Origin of the sequence: Pedobacter sp. MR2016-24, from assembly GCF_026239655.1 — a bacterium.
Classification (GTDB): domain Bacteria; phylum Bacteroidota; class Bacteroidia; order Sphingobacteriales; family Sphingobacteriaceae; genus Pedobacter.
In genome coordinates, this window is sequence record NZ_JAPIVO010000007.1 from 475,183 (window position 1) to 494,648 (window position 19,466).

General features: G+C 38.8%; 22 protein-coding genes. 12 read left to right on the plus strand and 10 right to left on the minus strand.

From position 1 onward, the window contains the following. The first annotated feature begins 7 nt into the window (after positions 1-7). Entirely contained in the window at positions 8-1,231 is a 1,224-nt protein-coding gene (locus OQX62_RS20680; protein ID WP_265833546.1) for a glycosyltransferase family 87 protein, read from the plus strand. Here OQX62_RS20680 and OQX62_RS20685 read toward each other — a convergent pair. Together OQX62_RS20685 and OQX62_RS20690 are read right to left on the minus strand one after the other, a co-directional pair. Then, complete coding sequence (locus tag OQX62_RS20685) at positions 1,199-1,678, minus strand: GtrA family protein (RefSeq protein WP_265833547.1); 480 nt, start codon at positions 1,676-1,678, stop codon at positions 1,199-1,201. The two genes, OQX62_RS20680 and OQX62_RS20685, sit on opposite strands and share 33 nt — an antisense overlap. Positions 1,679-1,733: 55 nt before the next feature. Next, positions 1,734-2,849: a sensor histidine kinase gene (locus OQX62_RS20690; protein ID WP_265833548.1), complete on the minus strand. Its 1,116-nt coding sequence runs from the start codon at positions 2,847-2,849 to the stop codon at positions 1,734-1,736. 57 nt (positions 2,850-2,906) lie between these two features. Here OQX62_RS20690 and OQX62_RS20695 point away from each other — a divergent pair, with 57 nt between their 5' ends. Beyond that, entirely contained in the window at positions 2,907-3,074 is a 168-nt protein-coding gene (locus OQX62_RS20695) for a hypothetical protein (protein ID WP_265833550.1), read from the plus strand. Between the two features lie 19 nt (positions 3,075-3,093). Here OQX62_RS20695 and OQX62_RS20700 read toward each other — a convergent pair whose 3' ends face one another. Both OQX62_RS20700 and OQX62_RS20705 read right to left on the minus strand, forming a co-directional pair. Then, the gene (locus tag OQX62_RS20700; RefSeq protein WP_265833551.1) at positions 3,094-3,837 is read right to left on the minus strand and encodes a LytR/AlgR family response regulator transcription factor; all 744 of its coding nucleotides are present in this window, start codon (positions 3,835-3,837) and stop codon (positions 3,094-3,096) included. A 447-nt stretch (positions 3,838-4,284) separates the two neighbouring features. After that, the gene (locus tag OQX62_RS20705) at positions 4,285-4,710 is read right to left on the minus strand and encodes a tetratricopeptide repeat protein (protein ID WP_265833552.1); all 426 of its coding nucleotides are present in this window, start codon (positions 4,708-4,710) and stop codon (positions 4,285-4,287) included. Between the two features lie 230 nt (positions 4,711-4,940). Here OQX62_RS20705 and OQX62_RS20710 point away from each other — a divergent pair, with 230 nt between their 5' ends. Continuing rightward, on the plus strand, positions 4,941-5,558 hold the full coding sequence (locus OQX62_RS20710; protein ID WP_265833553.1) for a class I SAM-dependent methyltransferase: 618 nt from the start codon (positions 4,941-4,943) through the stop codon (positions 5,556-5,558). On the opposite strand, the gene OQX62_RS20715 is transcribed toward OQX62_RS20710, so the two are convergent. After that, complete coding sequence (locus OQX62_RS20715; RefSeq protein WP_265833555.1) at positions 5,555-6,775, minus strand: BamA/TamA family outer membrane protein; 1,221 nt, start codon at positions 6,773-6,775, stop codon at positions 5,555-5,557. The genes OQX62_RS20710 and OQX62_RS20715 overlap by 4 nt on opposite strands. Positions 6,776-6,922: 147 nt before the next feature. Here OQX62_RS20715 and OQX62_RS20720 point away from each other — a divergent pair, with 147 nt between their 5' ends. The 6 genes from OQX62_RS20720 (at position 6,923) to OQX62_RS20745 (ending at position 11,000) form a co-directional block, all read left to right on the plus strand. Then, the gene (locus tag OQX62_RS20720) at positions 6,923-7,123 is read left to right on the plus strand and encodes a YtxH domain-containing protein (protein WP_265833556.1); all 201 of its coding nucleotides are present in this window, start codon (positions 6,923-6,925) and stop codon (positions 7,121-7,123) included. 155 nt (positions 7,124-7,278) lie between these two features. Beyond that, entirely contained in the window at positions 7,279-8,076 is a 798-nt protein-coding gene (locus tag OQX62_RS20725; protein ID WP_265833557.1) for an SDR family NAD(P)-dependent oxidoreductase, read from the plus strand. A gap of 108 nt (positions 8,077-8,184) precedes the next feature. Further along, positions 8,185-8,805, plus strand: a complete 621-nt coding sequence (locus tag OQX62_RS20730) for a hypothetical protein (protein ID WP_265833558.1) — start codon at positions 8,185-8,187, stop codon at positions 8,803-8,805. Then, positions 8,802-9,101, plus strand: coding sequence for a winged helix-turn-helix domain-containing protein (locus OQX62_RS20735; RefSeq protein WP_265833559.1), 300 nt, complete (start codon positions 8,802-8,804; stop codon positions 9,099-9,101). Before OQX62_RS20730 ends, OQX62_RS20735 begins: the two co-directional genes overlap by 4 nt. Positions 9,102-9,153: 52 nt before the next feature. Further along, on the plus strand, positions 9,154-10,533 hold the full coding sequence (creD, locus tag OQX62_RS20740) for a cell envelope integrity protein CreD (protein WP_265833560.1): 1,380 nt from the start codon (positions 9,154-9,156) through the stop codon (positions 10,531-10,533). Between the two features lie 59 nt (positions 10,534-10,592). Next, positions 10,593-11,000, plus strand: a complete 408-nt coding sequence (locus tag OQX62_RS20745; RefSeq protein WP_265833561.1) for a DUF2809 domain-containing protein — start codon at positions 10,593-10,595, stop codon at positions 10,998-11,000. Between the two features lie 28 nt (positions 11,001-11,028). Here OQX62_RS20745 and OQX62_RS20750 read toward each other — a convergent pair whose 3' ends face one another. Next, positions 11,029-11,679, minus strand: coding sequence for a DUF6266 family protein (locus OQX62_RS20750; RefSeq protein WP_265833562.1), 651 nt, complete (start codon positions 11,677-11,679; stop codon positions 11,029-11,031). 358 nt (positions 11,680-12,037) lie between these two features. On the opposite strand from OQX62_RS20750, the gene OQX62_RS20755 reads away from it, so the two are divergent. Continuing rightward, positions 12,038-12,727 (plus strand): hypothetical protein, encoded by a 690-nt coding sequence (locus OQX62_RS20755; RefSeq protein ID WP_265833564.1) that lies wholly within the window; start codon positions 12,038-12,040, stop codon positions 12,725-12,727. A 21-nt stretch (positions 12,728-12,748) separates the two neighbouring features. Here OQX62_RS20755 and OQX62_RS20760 read toward each other — a convergent pair whose 3' ends face one another. Both OQX62_RS20760 and OQX62_RS20765 read right to left on the minus strand, forming a co-directional pair. Further along, a complete protein-coding gene (locus OQX62_RS20760; RefSeq protein WP_265833565.1) occupies positions 12,749-14,245 on the minus strand; it encodes a gluconokinase in 1,497 nt (498 codons plus the stop codon). 32 nt (positions 14,246-14,277) lie between these two features. Next, a complete protein-coding gene (locus tag OQX62_RS20765) occupies positions 14,278-15,516 on the minus strand; it encodes an MFS transporter (RefSeq protein ID WP_265833566.1) in 1,239 nt (412 codons plus the stop codon). A gap of 387 nt (positions 15,517-15,903) precedes the next feature. Here OQX62_RS20765 and OQX62_RS20770 point away from each other — a divergent pair, with 387 nt between their 5' ends. Continuing rightward, entirely contained in the window at positions 15,904-16,296 is a 393-nt protein-coding gene (locus tag OQX62_RS20770; protein WP_265833568.1) for a MerC domain-containing protein, read from the plus strand. Positions 16,297-16,402: 106 nt separating this feature from the next. Next, positions 16,403-18,217, plus strand: coding sequence for a CocE/NonD family hydrolase (locus OQX62_RS20775; protein WP_265833569.1), 1,815 nt, complete (start codon positions 16,403-16,405; stop codon positions 18,215-18,217). Here OQX62_RS20775 and OQX62_RS20780 read toward each other — a convergent pair. Together OQX62_RS20780 and OQX62_RS20785 are read right to left on the minus strand one after the other, a co-directional pair. Next, positions 18,214-19,080, minus strand: a complete 867-nt coding sequence (locus OQX62_RS20780) for an aldose 1-epimerase family protein (protein WP_265833570.1) — start codon at positions 19,078-19,080, stop codon at positions 18,214-18,216. The genes OQX62_RS20775 and OQX62_RS20780 overlap by 4 nt on opposite strands. 5 nt (positions 19,081-19,085) lie before the next feature. Next, the gene (locus OQX62_RS20785; RefSeq protein ID WP_265833572.1) at positions 19,086-19,448 is read right to left on the minus strand and encodes a response regulator transcription factor; all 363 of its coding nucleotides are present in this window, start codon (positions 19,446-19,448) and stop codon (positions 19,086-19,088) included. Between the last annotated feature and the right edge of the window lie 18 nt (positions 19,449-19,466).

A 19,466-nucleotide genomic window follows, 5' to 3' on the forward strand; every position in this document is an offset into this window, starting at 1 on the left:
TAAAGGCATGTCATTACCAACGCTTCAAAACATTAAAATACCAGCTGGAGTTAGCAGCTTATTCAAAAGCAGACTATTCATCTTTTTTATCTTTATTCTTTTACCTGCAATTACCACATATAAGCAATATCATCACGGTGGTCATCATAATAATTACCTGATATTTATCTACACATATTTCCATTCAGTTGATCACCTCAATCTTTTTACGGCCTATCCTGAATATGCAGATACAAATCACTACGGCCCGCTCTTCGCATTGGTGATCGCACCTTTCACCTATCTGCCGGAATTTATGGGGATGTATTTATGGGAAGCAGCAAATGCATTGTTTCTGTTCTATGCAATACAAACATTGCCGCTAAAAAACAGTAAAGTGACCGCTGTTTACTGGATCGTCGCCCATGAATTGCTTACAGCGATGTTCTCTTGCCAGATTAATCCCTCAATTGCTGCGATCATCATCTTAAGCTTTACGCTGGTGGAGAAAAAACAGAATTTCTGGGCTACCTGCCTGATTTTATTTGGCACCTTCATTAAGCTTTATGGAATTGTGGGGCTTGCATTTTTCTTTTTTGCTAAGGAAAAACCTAAGTATATAGCCTATTGCGTATTCTGGACCCTATTTTTCTTCGCTTTGCCAATGGTATTTTTCGGGCCCTCCTACATTATACAGCAATATCAGGAGTGGTATATTTCACTCAGTGAGAAACAACTACTAAATGCCTCGCTCACTTCAATGCAAGATATGTCTATTATGGGATTTGTAAGGAGAGTATTTCAAAATGCAGAGCTACCAAACTTACCATTTCTGATGACCGGCCTCGCTGTTTTTTGTTACCCATACATCAGAATCAGTCAATATAAATCACTCAATTTTCGTTTGATGTTCCTCTCGTCTGCAATGATTTTCGCAGTTATATTCAGTAACTCATCGGAATCCCCTACCTATATTATTGCATTTTGCGGAGTTGCCATTTGGTTTATGATACAACCACGGCCATTACCTGTGCCAGTCCTCCTCCTTTTCATATTCGCCATCTTATTTACAACACTTGCGCCATCAGATATTTACCCGAAATTTATCAGAGATCAGTTTTTTGCTCGTTATTCGTTTAAAGCAGTGCCCTGTATACTGATATGGACTTATTTAAGCTATCAAATGATTTTTGAAAATTTCAATATACCTTCCAGGAGTTTAGCTTACACTACTGCGGAACGTAACGTATGATTGAAAAAGATAACTTAGACCAGAAAGTAAAATAATAATGAAGCACTGAGCCAGGGTTGCCGGAATATCAAAACGCCCTATTAATAAATGGAGGAGAACATATTCCAGAAATATATTGGCTACAGTTAACCCTGCATAAAGACTAAGCTGTTTACTTACCTGCCCCTTTACACCCTGAAATACGAAATACTTATTCAATAAGAAACCAACAGGAAAAGTAATGCACAGGGCTACAATATATGCAGCAATGTATGGTGTGATCACAAAACCTGCAAATGACACCAGGTTTCTGTCAAACAAATAATTATAACTAATATAGAATACGATTAGGTTTAATAATGCATTGCTTCCTCCACTCATCCCATATCTAAAGGTTTTGAGTGGTATAATCCCCGCAAAAGGGGTATGAAAGAAAACTACAATTTTATTGAGGTAATAGTTAATCATATTTCACATATTAACAGCAAACCTAAAAAAATATATTGAAATATTGGTCACACCATTACGGGACAGTGATGAAAATATCTGTATTAAAATACTTTTTCTCATCCGAACCATAGTCAAAAGTTGCATTATCTCCATAGCTCTGGATCAGACGTTCTTTAATGTTCTTAAGTCCCATTCCATGCCCGCTAGCCTTAGGATTAACGGATTTCAGATTTGACGTATGGATATGAAGTATACTATTTTCAACAGTTATCCTGATAATAGCAGGCTGATCAGGCTGATCAAGTTTACCATGTTTCAATATGTTCTCCACTAAAGTCATCAATACCAAAGGAATAAAATTCAATTTCTGACATTCTTCATCATATTCCAGAGAGAGCTCTGCCGGATGAACCTGCCTTGCCTGATGTAAATGGAGATAATTCTCTACCAGCTTAATCTCATCATGCAAACGCATCATCCCTGCAGCTACTTCTTTACTCAGCGCATATTGCATCATATCAGATAATGAAATAATGCTCTCCGCAGCCTTTGGAGCTAATTTCCTGGTTTCATTATACAAATGGCTGAGTGTATTGATTAAAAAGTGAGGATTGATTTGTGATTTTAAGTACGCATTCTGCGTTCGCATCAACTCATTTTTGACCTCCTCCTGCTGGATAATACTAAGGAGTTTTTGCCGCTCCATTTCCTCCATTTGCTGTTTACGGTATTGATTGCGTAAAATCACATAATAGGCTGTACTAAAGCCAATAAAATACAAGCCCCGCCAGACCGTACGGCTAACATATGCTTTACTAAAAGCAGTTTTTTGTAAAACGACGATATGGAGATATTTAGTAAAAAAAATCTCAAAACTATAAACGACAAGTACATATAATGCGATCTCAATTAGGATAAGAAATGGCAAACTGAATTTCGACCATTTGTTTTTGCCATTCCATAAAGTTTGAAATAACAGGAATGCATGGCTATAAAACAATACAATATTGAAAAAATAGTGCAGTGCATAATTGGTAAAACTTGAATAAAATCCACTAAAAATTCCAGCAATCAGTATCTCATAAGCGATAAAAACAGTCCATACGATGAAGTGGTACCTATGCCTTTTTATCGCTTTAATCAGGCTGTTTTTTGTGTCGTTCGTCCTTTCGCGTAATTGAATTGGCATTTGGCGTAATACTTTATAATGAGGGAGACGCTGTTCATAATTTTCTAAAAAAACATTATGAAACAGACATCATTTAAAAAAAACAGCAAGTTAACAAAAACTACTTTATTCGTTTTTAAATCTTCAAATCAGCAAACAATTTCTTATGGAAATCAACCTACTGATCCAACAGGTGATCCCACTTCTGTAACAATTACAATGACGAGTGGTATTAATTTAAGATAAGATATCGATATCGTCCGGACTATTTGCGTCCGGACGATATTGTTTGTTTTTTTATATAATCAAAAAATACATGCTTGAAAGCATTTCCTACAGGAACATCCTTTCCTACACTCATCTTTACAGTATTACCAACTATCATTTGTATTTTACTTTTAGCAATAACAAAAGATCTGTGTACTTGTATCAGATGTCCATTCCTGTTAAATGACCGCTCAGCTTCCTTGAGCGTCAAATAAGCAACTACCATTTCCTTGTCCGTATGCACGCATACATAGTTATCATGCGACTGGAGGTAAACAATATCTGCGGGGTTTATTCTGATCACTTTATTTTTCATCCCCGTTTTCAGAAAGATATCTTCCTCATGATTATTCTCAACAGTTGCGTCTTTTTCCGTCTTAAATAGATTTTTCGCTAATTTATCTATCACTGTCGCGAATTTGGCAAAAGTAACTGGCTTGATAATATATTGAGAAGCTTCCAGTTCAAAAGCTTCCGCAGCATACTGATGATAGGCAGTCGTGAATATAAGAAACCGGGTTTTATCACGTAAACTCTTCGCCAGCTCTATCCCTGAAATTCCTGGCATTTCAATATCCATAAAGATGATATCTATACCATCATTTGCACTTATCTCGGTAAGCGCAGTTATAGATTGGGAGTAAACTTTAAGCAGACGAAGATAAGGCATGCTTTCAATATGCTCTTGCAATAATTCAATAGCATGTTTTTCATCTTCGATAATAACACAGTTCAATAACATCAATTAAATATAAGTTTTTGTATTCTTCGCCCCATGAAAAATAAACCGTTCGTCTCGCCAAATGGCTCGTTGGCGTTGTCAAATATACTGTTCGCGTAGTGTCCTAAAAAACGAATTTAATTAATTAATATCTCTAATTGATATATGTCCAAACATTATTTTTGATTTTCACTCGTTCCTCCCGTAAAAAATTCAATCGCCATCCTGATTTATCTATTATAAAACGATTAAACAAGAAAATACAGGAAGAAGAAATTATTCTTCAGACACTATCAAATAGATAGTTATGATTGATCCGAATGCTGAATTGGACAAAATCATTAGAATATCTGCTGGAATTGACATCATCACTTCGCCTCCTTATAGACAGGATCTTTTGGCTGTAAGATTTTGAAGGCTATATTGTCTTGATAAAATGCTGTCTCAAACCGATTGGTTCGCAACTCATCACATATTTGCTTTTAAATAGTCATAGTACTTATGATCTTCATCATCAAAGATTTCCTCGCCATCAATTTCATAGGCTTTGAGCAGATGGTCAAGAGCCTTTTCTTTATCATCAAGTTCAAATAATGCCTGTCCTAATCTTAAGTGTAAAAAGCTATTTTGCTGTGCATCCGGGCAATTCAAAGCATTGAAAAAATTCTCAGCAGCAGATTCATAGTCTTCCGTAAACACCTGCATATCACCTATACTTGCGTAGATCCAAAGCGCTTCGTCCCAACTGCTTTTCGGATTAGGTATTAAGTCAAGCGCATCCTCAAATTTATCAAGTGCTGATACATAATCATCTTCATCAACCAGAACATTGCCTTCCGCTACCAATTGCTCAATCTTTTTATTCAATTCCTCACTAAGATTTTCTGTACTCATATGCTAATTTTTATATAGTCAATTTTTCATTCCAGTGCCGTCACCGTATATGAATATAGCTCAAATAAAACATTTCCCTTGACAAATTCAAGAACTAAATTATAATTTAGTCGCCTGCATATACAAATAGCTTTTATCCTGATCATTGATGTAATGCAAGAATGATTAATGAGATCTTGTTATATTCGCCGGTGAAACAGATGCCTTCAGCACCAATCACACAAATAAACATGCAAAATAATTTAGAACAACTTTACGGAAACATTGATATTTATCTCTTTGATCAATTGTTAAAAGACCGTTTTAAGCATTGTCGAAAAATATTAGATGCTGGTTGTGGGGGTGGTCGCAACCTCGTTTACTTTCTAAGGAACGGATTTGAAGTTTATGGAATAGATCCTAATGAAGCTGCAATCATGCAAGTGAAGGCACTTTCTCAATTACTTGCTCCGAAAAATGAACTCACAAATTTCGAGATCACAACTGCAGAAGACATGTCATTTCCTAATGACTATTTTGACCTGCTGATCTCCAGTGCCGTATTACATTTTGCACGTGATGAGAGACATTTTCATCAAATGCTCACAAGGATGTGGGATGTGCTAAAACCCGGAGGATATCTGTTTGCCAGGCTGGCCTCCGATATAGGCATAGCACATCTGGTACAACCTCTCGGGAACCAACGCTATTTATTACCAGATGGTTCTGAGCGTTTTCTAGTGAACGAAGAGTTTTTATTAAAATATACAGCATCATTAAATGGGTATCTTTACGAACCCATAAAAACTACCAATGTTCAGAATCTGCGCTGCATGACCACCTGGTGCCTGCAAAAATCACATACCTAAAATGCTTCCCCAAGACTAAACATTACATTGCTGTATCCTTTGCTCAGTCCGTAATCTATACCAATATTTGTATTAGATCCTTTATTGAATTTGATACGCAATCCCGTACCTGCCGCAGCATGCCATGACGTAAATAAAGATCCTGACCCGCTTACTGTATTAACATTGGTAAATACCACAAAACCTAATAAGCCATTTTCTGTAATATCCCTTCTGTACTCCCCTTCCAGATAAAACAAAGATCTACCCCTGTATCGGTTTTGATCCATTCCCCTGGCCGATCTGTTATAGGGATCCCAGCCTGTACTTGGCAAATCCAGATACGGAGTTTTACTATTTAAAGTGGTCCAGAAATATGACCATATAGCCAGTGTATTTTGCTGATTGGGTTTAGCCGGATTCAAAGAAATGTACTTTCTGACGTCAGTATAAATTGAACTCCAGCTGTCATTACTACCCAAAAATGCAGGATTGATACGGTAAACCATATTAGCATACATTCCCGGCAAAGGATTAATCGAATTATTTCTTGTATCATAAAGCAAATTCAGACTGATCCCGGAAGAAAAAGAATTCTTACCCGTTCCATATTCGTAACCTGTATAATCCTTTAGTGTTGTATTCGGATCATCGCTGTTAATATTAAAACGATAATCGAGATTATAACCTAATCCAGCAAAGAAATAAGGTTTGATCCTCTTTAAGGCATTTTGATAAAAACGGATATATTTATAATTTACCAATAATTTTTCACTTTCACTTTTTCCATCACCCAGCCCCCAGGTATACTGCGGATAAACAAGAAAACGGGTATCTCCCTGAATATTCCAGGTATTATTTGGCAACCAGATATTAGAACGCAGAGGAAGACCAAAACGGCTGCCAAAATTCCAGTAAGGCGCAAAAGTAACACTGGATAGATTTGTAGTCTTTTTAGATGCAAGATATACACCAGCCGTAGTACTCGTGATCAGTACACGTCCGCTACCACCTGGAGAACTACTGCTGGGCAGAATAGAAAAATAGAGTTTTTTATCACGCTGCTCTCTTATTTTTTTTGGGCTGATACGAAATAAAGCTTTTCCTATATCAATCAAATCTGTCTGACGAGCTGTATCTTTTACAATGTTGTTCTGAGGAATAACATTGGGCGCATTTTGCGCAAACGATACGTAATAGGATAAACAACAGCCGAGCGCTAATACAATTTTTTTCATATCTGAAGTATAATAAGCTGGCGTATCATTTATGGTGCCAAATTCTATGTTAATGTAATATTTAATTATTGTAAAATGATGATTTGAAAATTTCATGAACATTTGTGGAATTACGCTGTTACATAGGTACATCAGAAATTTAAAACTATGGGATTATTAAAAACAGCATTAATAGGCGCCGCAGTATACGGTGCAATTAAATATGTGACGAAAAAGGATGTTAACGGCAGATCAATTGTTGATGATTTGCAGGACAAAGCACCTGAATGGGTGAATAAAGCAAAACAGTTTAAGGAAGACCTGGAAGTTAAATATAAAACAGGCGAAACTCCTTACACAGAAGTTTAGTTTTTCATCGGCATAAAAAAAGCAGATATTCATAAATATCTGCTTTTTTTATGCCTGAAATTATTGATCTGATTATTCCCTGCCAGATTTATTTTTTGTAAACTCTTAGTTGTTAATATTGTTCTTGCTGACATCTACTTAAAAAATCAAGTCCTATGTCAAACACAAAAAAATATGCCCTGATTACGGGAGCGACCAGTGGAATCGGTTATGAACTGGCAAAGCTATTTGCAAAAGACCAATACAATCTTGTTATCGTTTCCAGAGATCAGCAGGCGCTGGATAACAGGGCCAAAGAATTCAGCGCTTATGGGATTGAGGTGACGACCCTCTCCAAGAACCTGTTTAACAGGGATGAGACAAGATCAATCTATCAGGAAGTCAAAAATTTAGGTATCGAAATTGACGTTTTGGTAAATGATGCGGGCCAGGGTATTTATGGTAAATTTCAAGACACTGATATCTCCCGGGAATTGGATATAATTGAATTGAATATATCTGCCCTCGTTATTTTAACCAAGGATTTCCTGAAAGATATGGTTACCAGAAATTCCGGAAAAATATTAAACCTGGCTTCCATAGCGAGCAAAACCCCAGGTCCCTGGCAGTCGGTATATCATGGTACAAAAGCATTTGTACTTTCCTTCACAGCAGCTATCCGTGAGGAAGTAAAAGAAACAGCTATTACAATCACTGCCCTGCTGCCAGGCGTAACAGACACTGACTTTTTTAATAAAGCCGAGATGAATGAAAGTAAGGCGGTGCAGGATGAAGACGCAAAAGCAGATCCGGCAGATGTAGCACAGGATGGATATCATGCATTAATGACGGGAAAAGATAAAGTCATATCCGGCATTAAAAATAAAGTACAGGTGGGAATGAGTAATATTCTGCCAGACAGCACTGTTGCGCATACGATGTATGAGCAGCAAAAACCTGTTGGCGAAGATTAAAATGAGAGCATCCTGTATCAATTTACAGGATGCTTCTTTTACACCTTAAATTTAGCTTGCATTATTAAAATATTATCTTTTACTTTGTAACTCAAAGTTCTTTCAAAAATGCAAGAAGAAGATATTTATTCAGAACTAAGCTCCATCAGATCATTGATGGAACGCTCTGCCAAGTTCATTTCACTTAGCGGAATGTCAGGTGTCATGGCTGGTATCTATGCCTTAATCGGAGCCTTTCTTGGCTTTAAGGTGGTATATGGTAATTCCTATGATCTGGATTATAGAAATAACTATGTCAATGAAAGTGAAGTATTGGCCAAACTATTTATTATTGCAGCTATCGTCCTTCTATGCGCTCTGCTAACTGGTGTCTGGTTAACTATACGTGAAGCGCATAAAAAGGGGGAAAGTGCCTGGAACCCGGTCAGCCGGCGATTGCTGATCAGTCTCTCTATCCCGTTAATTACAGGCGGACTATTTATATTCATCCTGTTAATTCGGGGAAATTACAGCATCATAGCGCCGGCTTGTTTGCTTTTTTACGGTCTGGCGCTAATTTCAGGTAGTCACTACACCCTTTCCGGTGTAAAATGGCTGGGTTTCTGCGAAATTATACTGGGCCTTTTTGCTGCGCTGTTCCCTGGTTATGGTATTATATTCTGGACTTTAGGTTTCGGCGTATTGCATATTATTTATGGTTCTTTAATGCATTTTAAATATAATCAGTGAAAATACTGGAACAATTCGATAAAGCCTTTGAAAACCGGTTACGCTTGCAGATCATGAGCGTACTGGTTGCGAATACGCATTACGATTTTAATGCATTAAAAGAATTATTGAATGCAACAGATGGTAACCTTGCCTCCCATCTGAAAGCGCTTGAAAAAGAGGAATATATCACAGTAAACAAAACCTTCATTGGCAGGAAACCAAATACACAATATTCAGCATCAGCTGCAGGACGGACTGCCTTTAAAAAACATCTGGAAGCTCTTGAAAATTTAATTAAACAACAAAAAAGCTAATATTTTTTTATTCATTTACTTTGAAATACAGAGTACTTTTAAAACTGAAATCATGGAAAATCAAACAACTGAAAATCAACAAAATGCGACTACTATTAAACCGCGACTGGCGGATTCTGTATTGGTTAAACTCGCACTCATAGGAGTGATAACTTTACTTCTTCTTATCCCGTCTGTTTGGATACAAAACCTGATCTCAGAGAGACAATTACGGCAGGAACTTGTAACCGGGGAAATATCTGAAAAATGGTCAGGCAGTCAGCTGATTGAGGGACCAATAATGGTCTTGCCGTATAAAACATCAGTGATACAAAAAGATTCAAGTGGAAAATCAATCGTAAAAGAAGTAATTACTAATATCTATCTGATGCCAGAGGTGCTGGATATCGTTAGTCAGGCTAACCCGGAAATACTCCACAGAGGCATATTTGATGCCGCAGTATATAACACAAAAATTAATGTTAAGGGAAGGTTTGGCGCACTGGAACTTAAAAAGTCAGGAATTGATCCTCTGATGGTGCAGTGGGATAAGGTCAAAGTCGTCATTGGAATGAGTGATCTCAAAGGATTAAAAAATAATCCGGCCATTCAAATAGGAAACTCATCATATCCGGTTGAACCAGATTTCAGCTCGCTGAAATTGTTCAGTAATAACCTGATTGTCTTACCAGAGCTAAAAAACCAAAATACTGTTACAGACTTTAGTTTCGAATTGAATCTACGTGGCAGCAATGAACTCAATTTTACACACATTGCCAAAAACACAACTGTCAAACTAAATGGAAATTGGAATAACCCTAAGTTTACGGGAAAATATCTGCCTGAGCAGAGAGCAATCACAAACACCACTTTTTCTGCTATATGGAAAATGCCCTATTTCAATCGTCCTTTTGCGCAGCAATGGATCGCACAGAATCAGGAATTACATGCCAATACTAATCTGGATGCAACCTTCGGTGTAGAATTTATACTTCCGGTAGATCAATATCAGAAAACGATGCGGTCCGCAAAATATGCCATTCTTATCATATTAATGACCTTTGTTTCACTATTTTTCACAGAACTCCTTAACAAAAAGAAAGTGCATTTATTGCAATACATTCTGATCGGTTCTGCCATGATCATCTATTATATATTACTGCTTTCATTCAGTGAGCAACTGGGATTTAATGCTGCATATCTGATCGCTTCTGTAGCGACTGTATTATTGATCAGTGTGTTCATCGCTACACTTTTAAAAAGCAGAAAGCCTGCGATACTGTTCGGTGGTATTCTTACTGTCTTTTATAGTTTTATCTATGTGCTGATCCAGCTTCAGGATCTTGCGTTAATGTTCGGAGGTATAGGAACATTCATTATTGTTGCTGCATTGATGTATCTGTCTGCCAAAATTGATTGGGATAAAAAATCTATCGTACAGCCGCAGTATTAATTATTAACAAGCATACAGGAAGTCATATCTGCTTTCTGTATGCTATAAAAGAATTTTGCATGATCTCCTTCAACAAAAAATACTGCTGCATCAGTTTAACTTTGTTCATCGCCGAAGTCTTGATTGCAATTTATGCGCATGATGATATGATCCGGCCATACGGAGGAGATTTACTGGCAGTGATCTTCTTATATGGTGTGATTAAAAGTGTGGTTAATTCACCGGTTAGAAAAACTGCATCAGGCGTCTTATTATTCTCCTTTCTCCTTGAAATATCGCAATACTTTCATATACTCAATTATGCCGGACTACAAAATTCCCGGTTAGCAAACGTAATCATGGGAAATTCTTTCGCCTGGATTGATCTGCTGGCTTATACGCTGGGAACCGTAATTATTTTGGGTTTCGAATATAGACCACGTCATTGCCAAATCAAAAAATTCTATTTATTCCGCAGTCGTCTGTAACTGTGTAAACCCGAATAACATGCCGCTGCTATAATTTAGACAACCAGACAAATTTGCCTGTATACACACTATCAGAAGTTATTTTATGTTGAGCAGAAATAAAGGAAATATAAGTATGTAATACAATTGGCCGGTTGGCATCTGGCAGGATCAGTTCTGCCACTCCCTGCTTTCTTCTAATACCGGTGGTTTGCACGACACACACTTTCCTTTCCGGAAAATAAGCCAGTAACATCACCTGATCGGTATCCTTAAATTCAGGATGATGAAGCGCGGTATCCCATTCGAACAAGATTCCTGTATCTGTTCGTAAAGCTGAGGTATTTTCCGCCAGTGGCATGATACCTTTACTGAATAAAACACGCTCAAAATCTATACATCTATCGGGATAAGTCCCTGATATAGCCGTCTTATAATTATAAGAATATGCCATATTGTGATAGTTTTTTGTAGGATGTTTACTTGCTTCGCTCGCAAAACCAAGCTCTATAAATTCCCTCGCAGGTTTTAATAAAGACGAGATCAGCGTAATTGCCTGCTGATTAGCTAACTCAGCACTGGTGAAAGGCTTTTCCCTTACACCAATTTCACGCATAATTACCTGTCCGTTCAGTTCATAAACTGTATTTATACCTAATTTGCCTCTGAAGCCATTATCGGTACCTTTTAACTTTGCCATATCAGTATGATTTTATATTAATATTATACAATATACTAACTTAATCTCACACTACTGATAGTCAATACTATATAACATTTGTTCACAAATCTGTAAGACCCGGGGAAGACCCTCCCTGCACATAGGGTTAACATAGCCCCGGGTATGTCAACCCTATGTGCAGGCTATATCATAGCTATGTCTAAGCGCAGTCTGCACAAACTCAGCATTAAAGCAATACAGTTCAGACTATAACAATGTTTCAATCAGAATGGTCCGGAAAAAAGATATTTATGTGAAATCATGACCAATTGCTGGTATTAAATATCTGAAATCAGTATGACAACATTTTCAGAAGAATTCACGTTATTTGATCATTATGAAAGCAATGAAGTTTTTTAGCATTTTTATATTATTTTCTGTACTGACATTCAACGCGATAGCACAGGATGCTGTAGTGATTGACACCGGTAATTTTATCAGGGGAACTATCCAGGGAACAGACTACCTGACGGTGAGCATAAAAAAAGATGACGGAGATATTCAGCAGTTCAAAGCTGGAGAAATTAAAGAGTTTCTTTGGAACGGCGTTACATTTGTCAGCAAGCCTTTCGTCACAAACAAAAAAACGGATTATCGTTTCTTTAAATTGGTAGAAGCTGGTGCTGTAAACCTATACGCCATGGGAGGCAATACAGGCAACGAAAAAACCAGAAAAAGAAGAGTACGTTTTATGCCTTCAATAGGGATAGGAATCGGAACAGGAGGTTACAGTGGCGTGGGCTTTGGTGGTGGAGTAACTTTTGGCGGCAGAGGCGATGATGAAAACGACCAGCCGAAACGTGACAGACGCGCTTTATATTATATTGAAAAGCCAGGTACTGGTGAGATGCTGGAAATCACACCCGATGGAGGCAAATCTGATGCAAATACACAGTATATTAAAAATAGTTTAGTGGAGAAATTTTCTAACGATGCCGACCTGACAGCACGGGTTAAAGCTATGGATAGCTTTGATGTAAAATCAATTCAATCCCTTGTAAAAACTTATAATTCAGTGCATCAATAAGATATTGATCGCAAAACGGGATTATATCATCTCGTTTTGCAAATCATGCAGATCATGCATAGTTCCTTTAAGATCCTGATATAATTTTTTATAAATTTTAAAATACTTCTTATAAGTTTCGTGTTCCTGCTGATTGGGCGCTATAGCAACCATTTCGTCCTGATTGGGTAAAGGATATTCTTCTTCAAGACCAATAGCTTTCACAGCCAGGTAAGCCGCTCCGGTAGCCGAAGCATCTTCGGTATTTACCTTAATGAGTTTTTTCCCGGTTATATCTGCCATAATCTGTAGCCATACGGACGAAGAGACAAAACCTCCGCTAACTTTTAATTCTGCTACAGGCTGACCAGATTCAGTTAGCGACTGCAATACATCATTCAATGCAAAACAGATTCCTTCTACCACTGCACGGGTAAAATGTTGCTGATGATGATTCAAACTTATACCAAAAAAATTGCCGCAGCTCCTGGAATCCCAAATCGGAGCCCGCTCTCCCTGCAGGTAGGGCAAAAAGATCAATCCATTCGCTCCTGCCCTTACGTTTTCAGCTGCACGCAATGCAGTATCATAATCCGCTGCTGTAAGTGTCTCCTTATCAAAAATATTTTTCAAATGCCATTTTAAGGCCACGCCCCCATTATTAACCGCCCCACCGTTAATAAATATACTTTCATCCAGATGGTAGCTAAAGGTCATGGCTTTCATACTAAAAACTGCCTTATCACTAGCCACACGCAGTGCACCGCTTGTACCAATAGTCAAAGCTGCTGATCCGGGTCTAAACGCACCTGATCCCAGGTTAGCCAGGCAACCATCGCTCGCACCTATCACAAATGGAGTCCCTGCCTCAAGAAATGGTAATTCCTGAGGTTCAAAATCCTTTCTCAGGTAGCTGGTGCTAACTAATGCAGAGAGCTGCGCTAAACCAATTCCGGCAGTATTTAATGCTTTTTTGCTCCATTGCATCTGCGCTGTATTCATCAGGCCGCTGCAGGAAGCAATAGAATAATCTACTTCCCAGCTGTTGAATAAACGGTACCAGATATACTCTTTTATGGAAATAAATTTGGCTACCTTTTCAAAGATTTGCGGTTGATTTTCCCTGATCCAGATGATCTTGCATAGAGGAGACATGGGATGTACAGGCGTACCCGTTTCCTGATAAAGTTCAAGGCCCAGATCTTCAGAAAGTAATCTCTCTGCAATACCGGCGCTCCTTTGATCGGCCCATGTCATCATTGGCAAAAGGGATTCACCATTATGATCTACCGCAATTAAACTATGCATAGCACTGCTTAGACTAACAGCTACCGGCGCTGATCCCAGCTTTTCAACTATTTCCGAAATACTTTTCTGAAAGGCTTGCCAGATGACTTCAGGATGTTGTTCGCTGTATCCCGGAGAAGGAGATTGTGTCGCATAAAAATGCTGACTACTGTCAAATGCCCTGTGATCAAAATCTACGGCGACGGCTTTGGTACTACCCGTACCGATATCTATTCCCAGGATATACTTCATAATAAGTGATTGGTCCGCAATTTAGGATAAAACTAAAACTCTTCAACATAATCAAGATCTTTCGAAAATGTTTCTTTCATTTTACTCAGCGCCATAAATGCAACTGCGAGGCTTAACACAGCAACCGTAATTCCCGAATAGATAATGTTTCCGCCATATACATGCTTCAATAACTGAAAAAGGAGTGTTAATGGCACTACTGCCCCACGCACAAAATTTGGAACCGTCGTCGTAACCGTAGCCCTTATATTGGTACCGAACTGCTCAGTAGCAATAGTCATAAAGATAACCCAGTAGCCAACAGTTAAACCAATGCCGCCACACAACCAGTAGAAATGCTGCAGTGTCAAATCGTATAGTGTAAAATAGGCGCAAATTCCAACCACAGACAGGGATAGAAAAATATAGACCACTTTAAGCCTGCTCTTCATTCGCTGACTCAACAATCCCCCGGCAATATCCCCGATCACGATTCCTCCATAACACCAGGCCACTGCTGCACCTGCACTCACCTCTCCCTGAACACGCAGCACTTTTCCAAACTCGGGAGACAAGGTAATCAATACACCTACTACAAACCATAAAGGTATTCCAATCAGTATACAGCGGATATATTTAATAAACTGGGCCTTATTCTTAAATAAGGCAAAAAAATCACCCCTATTTTCGGCGTTCTTAGATTCACTGAACATACCTGATTCGGCTACCCCTACTCTTAACAATAACAGTAATAAACCGAGGCCACCACCAATAAAAAATGAAGTTCTCCATTCAAAAGCCTGCGCGATGAAATAGGCTACCACCGCTCCGCTTACCCCTACCGAGGCGACAATAGTGGTGGCATATCCTCTCTTTTCTTTTGGCATCAATTCGGCCACAAGCGTAATTCCTGCACCTAATTCTCCTGCAAGTCCCAGACCTGCTATAAAACGCCATACAGCATAAGCATTTACGGAATGTACAAAACCATTTGCAACATTGGCCATGGAATAGAGAAAGATGGAGCCGAACAATACAGAAAGCCTGCCTTTTTTATCACCCAGCATTCCCCATAATACACCTCCGATCAACATACCTATCATCTGTATATTGAGTAACATAATCCCGGTATCCGTAAGCTGTGCTCCGCTGAGTCCCAGTGATTTCAAACTCGGAATACGGACTATGCTAAAGAGTAATAAATCATAAATATCTACAAAGTAGCCTAAAGAAGCTACCAGGATTGCCGCAGTAAGTGCTGAAGCAGAGTTTTTGGTTGTGGTTGGTTGCATTAGGTCTCATTTATTTGGAAAACTAATGTACTAAACATCTGCATTTCCTAATTAACTTTCTTTAACACTTTTGCAAGGAAAGTTAAAATATCATTTTTTCACATCATCAATCTGCTCATTCCTGGTCCTTCATGTATCACACTAAAGCAAAACATCCTGCAGAACTATCAATCAATGTGCAGGACTATAGCATTTAAATATAAGATAACAATGACGGCGAGAGGATGATCCGGAACAACCTTGTCCCGGCCAAATAATGAATGAAGGATACTATGTACACGATTAGCCATGTAGTTTTCTCATCAGAATGACATTATTGAATAAATAACTGACAAACATTACAAATGCAATGTGGTTGCTTTTATATTTGCAGCATATTATATTTTTATGTCATTATCTAAAATAGCCTTGCAACTTGACCGACTGGGAATGACGGCCTCCACATTATGTGCCATACACTGCGCATTGGTACCTGTATTTTTAACCGCGCTCCCGCTCGCCGGCCTTCAGTTTTTAGCAAACGAATGGATAGAAATAGCTATGATCATAGTTTCAGTAATTCTTGGAACGCTCTCCCTCAGCATATCTTATCGCAAGCAACACAAAAAGGTATTACCCTTTTTTATCTTATTTGCGGGTTTTGCGTTAATAGGAATAGGTCATTTTGCTGGTATAGAAAGCCTGGAGCCAGTATTGATTCCAATGGGCGGCTTCACCGTAGCCGCAGCACATTTGATGAACTGGAGATTCAACCGCGTATGTAAGCATGTTCACAAATAGCCATATTTTTCTATATTTAGCTATTATGAAGCCTATAGCCGGAAAAACTTATATAATGTCCGCCGCCATTTCAATAGTATCTCTTGGCGCTTTTGCACAAAAACCTATGATAAATAACGACGACGCGGTTTTTATCCGCGAACATTACCATAAAACCGAAAAGCAGATTCCAATGCGGGATGGTGTGAAATTGCATACTATCATATATAGTCCAAAGGACGGGACCAAAAAATATCCCATCATGTACAACCGGACACCCTACAGTGCCGGACCTTATGGTGATGAGTATAAAGTAACTTTGGGTCCCTCTATGCTTTTTGCCAGATCAGGATATATTTTCGTCTATCAGGATGTAAGAGGCCGTTACCTGTCTGAAGGCGAGTTTGTTGCTACGCGGCCGTATATCCCGCATAAAAGGAAAAAGTCTGATATCGACGAAAGCTCTGATAGCTACGATACAATCGACTGGCTGATTAAAAACGTAGCGCATAACAATGGAAAAGTAGGTACCTGGGGAATTTCGGCACCTGGTTTTTATACGACGATGACGGCAATCGACGCACACCCCGCTTTAAAAGCCGCATCACCCCAGGCTCCTGTTACGGACTGGTTTCTGGGGGACGACCGCCATCATAATGGTGCATTTTTCATGATGGGAACATTTTCTTTTCTATCTTATTTTGGCACTCCACGCCCCGAGCCCACAACTGAACATGCCGCTTCTTTTGCGGAATATGGAACTCCGGATGCCTACAGTTTTTATCAAAACGCAGGGCCGCTAAAAAATATCAATGAAAAATACTTCAAAGGCAAAAATCCCATCTGGAATGAAATGATGGATAACGAAAACTATACTGAATTCTGGTCATCCCGCACTCCTGTTCCTCACCTTAAGCATATTAAACCAGCTATCATGACCGTTGGCGGATGGTTTGACCAGGAAGATTTATATGGTCCGCTAAAAACATTTGCCGGAATTGAGAAAAATAAACCAGCATCACCAAATCATATGGTAATGGGACCATGGACGCATGGAAGCTGGTCGCGCGGCAACAATGAGGCACTGGGAAATATCCGTTTCAATAGTGAAACAGGCCCCTATTACAGGGAAAATATTGAACTGGCATTCTTTAACCATTATCTGAAAGAAACGCAGGATCCTGAATTACCAAAAGCCACCATATTTGAAACAGGATCCAACCAGTGGAAAAAATATTCAGCCTGGCCACCTGTGGAATCAGAGGAAAAAAATCTGTATTTCCATGAAAATGGAAAGCTCTCCTTCGAGGCACCGGCGACTGTTAAATCTGAATATGATGAGTTCCTGAGCGATCCTAATAAACCTGTCCCTTACACCAAAGAAATCAGGATAGATCGTGGCAGCGACTTTATGTACGAAGATCAGCGATTTGCAGCAACAAGACCGGACGTATTGGTTTATCAGACACCAATACTGGAAGATGATGTGATCATCTCCGGAAATATCATAGCCGATTTATTTGTATCCACCACAGGCACAGATGCTGATTTTGTAGTTAAGCTCATCGATGTTTATCCTGGAGATGCACCTGATGACAGTCCGATACCAGGTACGAAGATGGGCGGATTTCAGTTAATGGTGCGCGGGGAAGTGATGCGTGCTAAATATAGAAATAGTTTTGTCAGGCCGGAAGCAATGGTTCCAGGCAAAATAACAGAAGTGAAATTTGATATGCAGGATGCGGCTCATTGCTTTAAGAAAGGCCATAAGATCATGGTACAGGTGCAAAGTTCCTGGTTTCCTTTGGTAGACCGGAATCCACAGCAATTTGTTAATATATATAAAGCTGATGAGTCCGACTTCCAAAAAGCGACTCACCGCATATACTTTAAATCAGGTCAGCATTCACATTTAATATTAAGGGTAGTAAAAGGAGATTAAAATACTTCAACCGACCAGCTACGTTTCCAATCCAGCCCCGGTGACAGAGAGATAATTCCTTCTTTATCACGGAGCTGCTGATTATGGTTTACACCGTCTGCGATACCACACCAGGGCTCCAAACAGATAAAATCAGCATCTCTGGCCGCCCAGATACCAAAATAAGGGAAGTTCTCAAAATTAAAGGTCAGTCCGTGCTGGTTTCTTTTATTCTTTAAACTGATCGAGTCACTTTTCAGCTCTTTTATCACCAGCGCATCATTATAGAAGAGCTCATGTTTTAATACCAGCTTACTATCATCCAGAACAAGCGATGCAGTTTCATCTGCTATCAGGTTGTCTTCAATTTTATGATAAGTAATCGATTCGTCTTTATTAAATTCCAGGTAATAATCCTCATAAACACTACCAGCTGTCAGCGGTGCTGCAAATGCAGGATGCCCTCCTACTGAAAATAAAAGCGCTTCCAATCCCGGATTATAAACTTCATAATTGCAGGAAACTTTAGTACCGGCTATTTGATAACGCAAACCTAATTTAAACTCGAAAGGATAAACCTTCAAGGTATCCGCTGTCTGCGAAAGCGTAAATAAAACTTCCTCGTTACTGATTTGCTCGAAATCAAATTCATGGTCTCTCGCAAACCCGTGACGGGGAAGCTCATATTCCTGGTTCCCGAAAATATACTTATTGTCTTTCAATGCGCCTACAATTGGAAATAGTACCGGACTAAATTTGCCCCAGTATTGCGGATCACCTTTCCATAAGTATTCAAAATCAGTCGTTTTACTATGGATGCTTTGTAATTCAGCACCCTTTGGTGAAATGGCTACTTTGATATTTTCGTTTTCCAGTAAAATCATGGTAATTATTTTGCAAGTAATTTCTCTATCCTTGTCACCACATAATCAAGATCAAATGGTTTTGCAATATAGTCGTCCGCCGATGCAGTAACACTTTTCTCCTGACTTCCAGGGTTAGCAGACATCACAATTACAGGAATATGTTTCGTAAACATATCTGTTTTCAGGTCATTACAAATTTCGATTCCGTTACCGTCCGGCAACATCACATCGATAATAAATAAGTCTGGCAAAGCGTCATTCAATTTTTCTTTAAGTTCCGCAAAGGTCGATGAAAGCTGTAATTCATATCCTTCATCTTTTAATAAGAACTCAATGATGTATCTGATATCCTGATCATCTTCAAGAACGTGTATTCTTTTCTTCATAATTATTCCGGCTGTAAA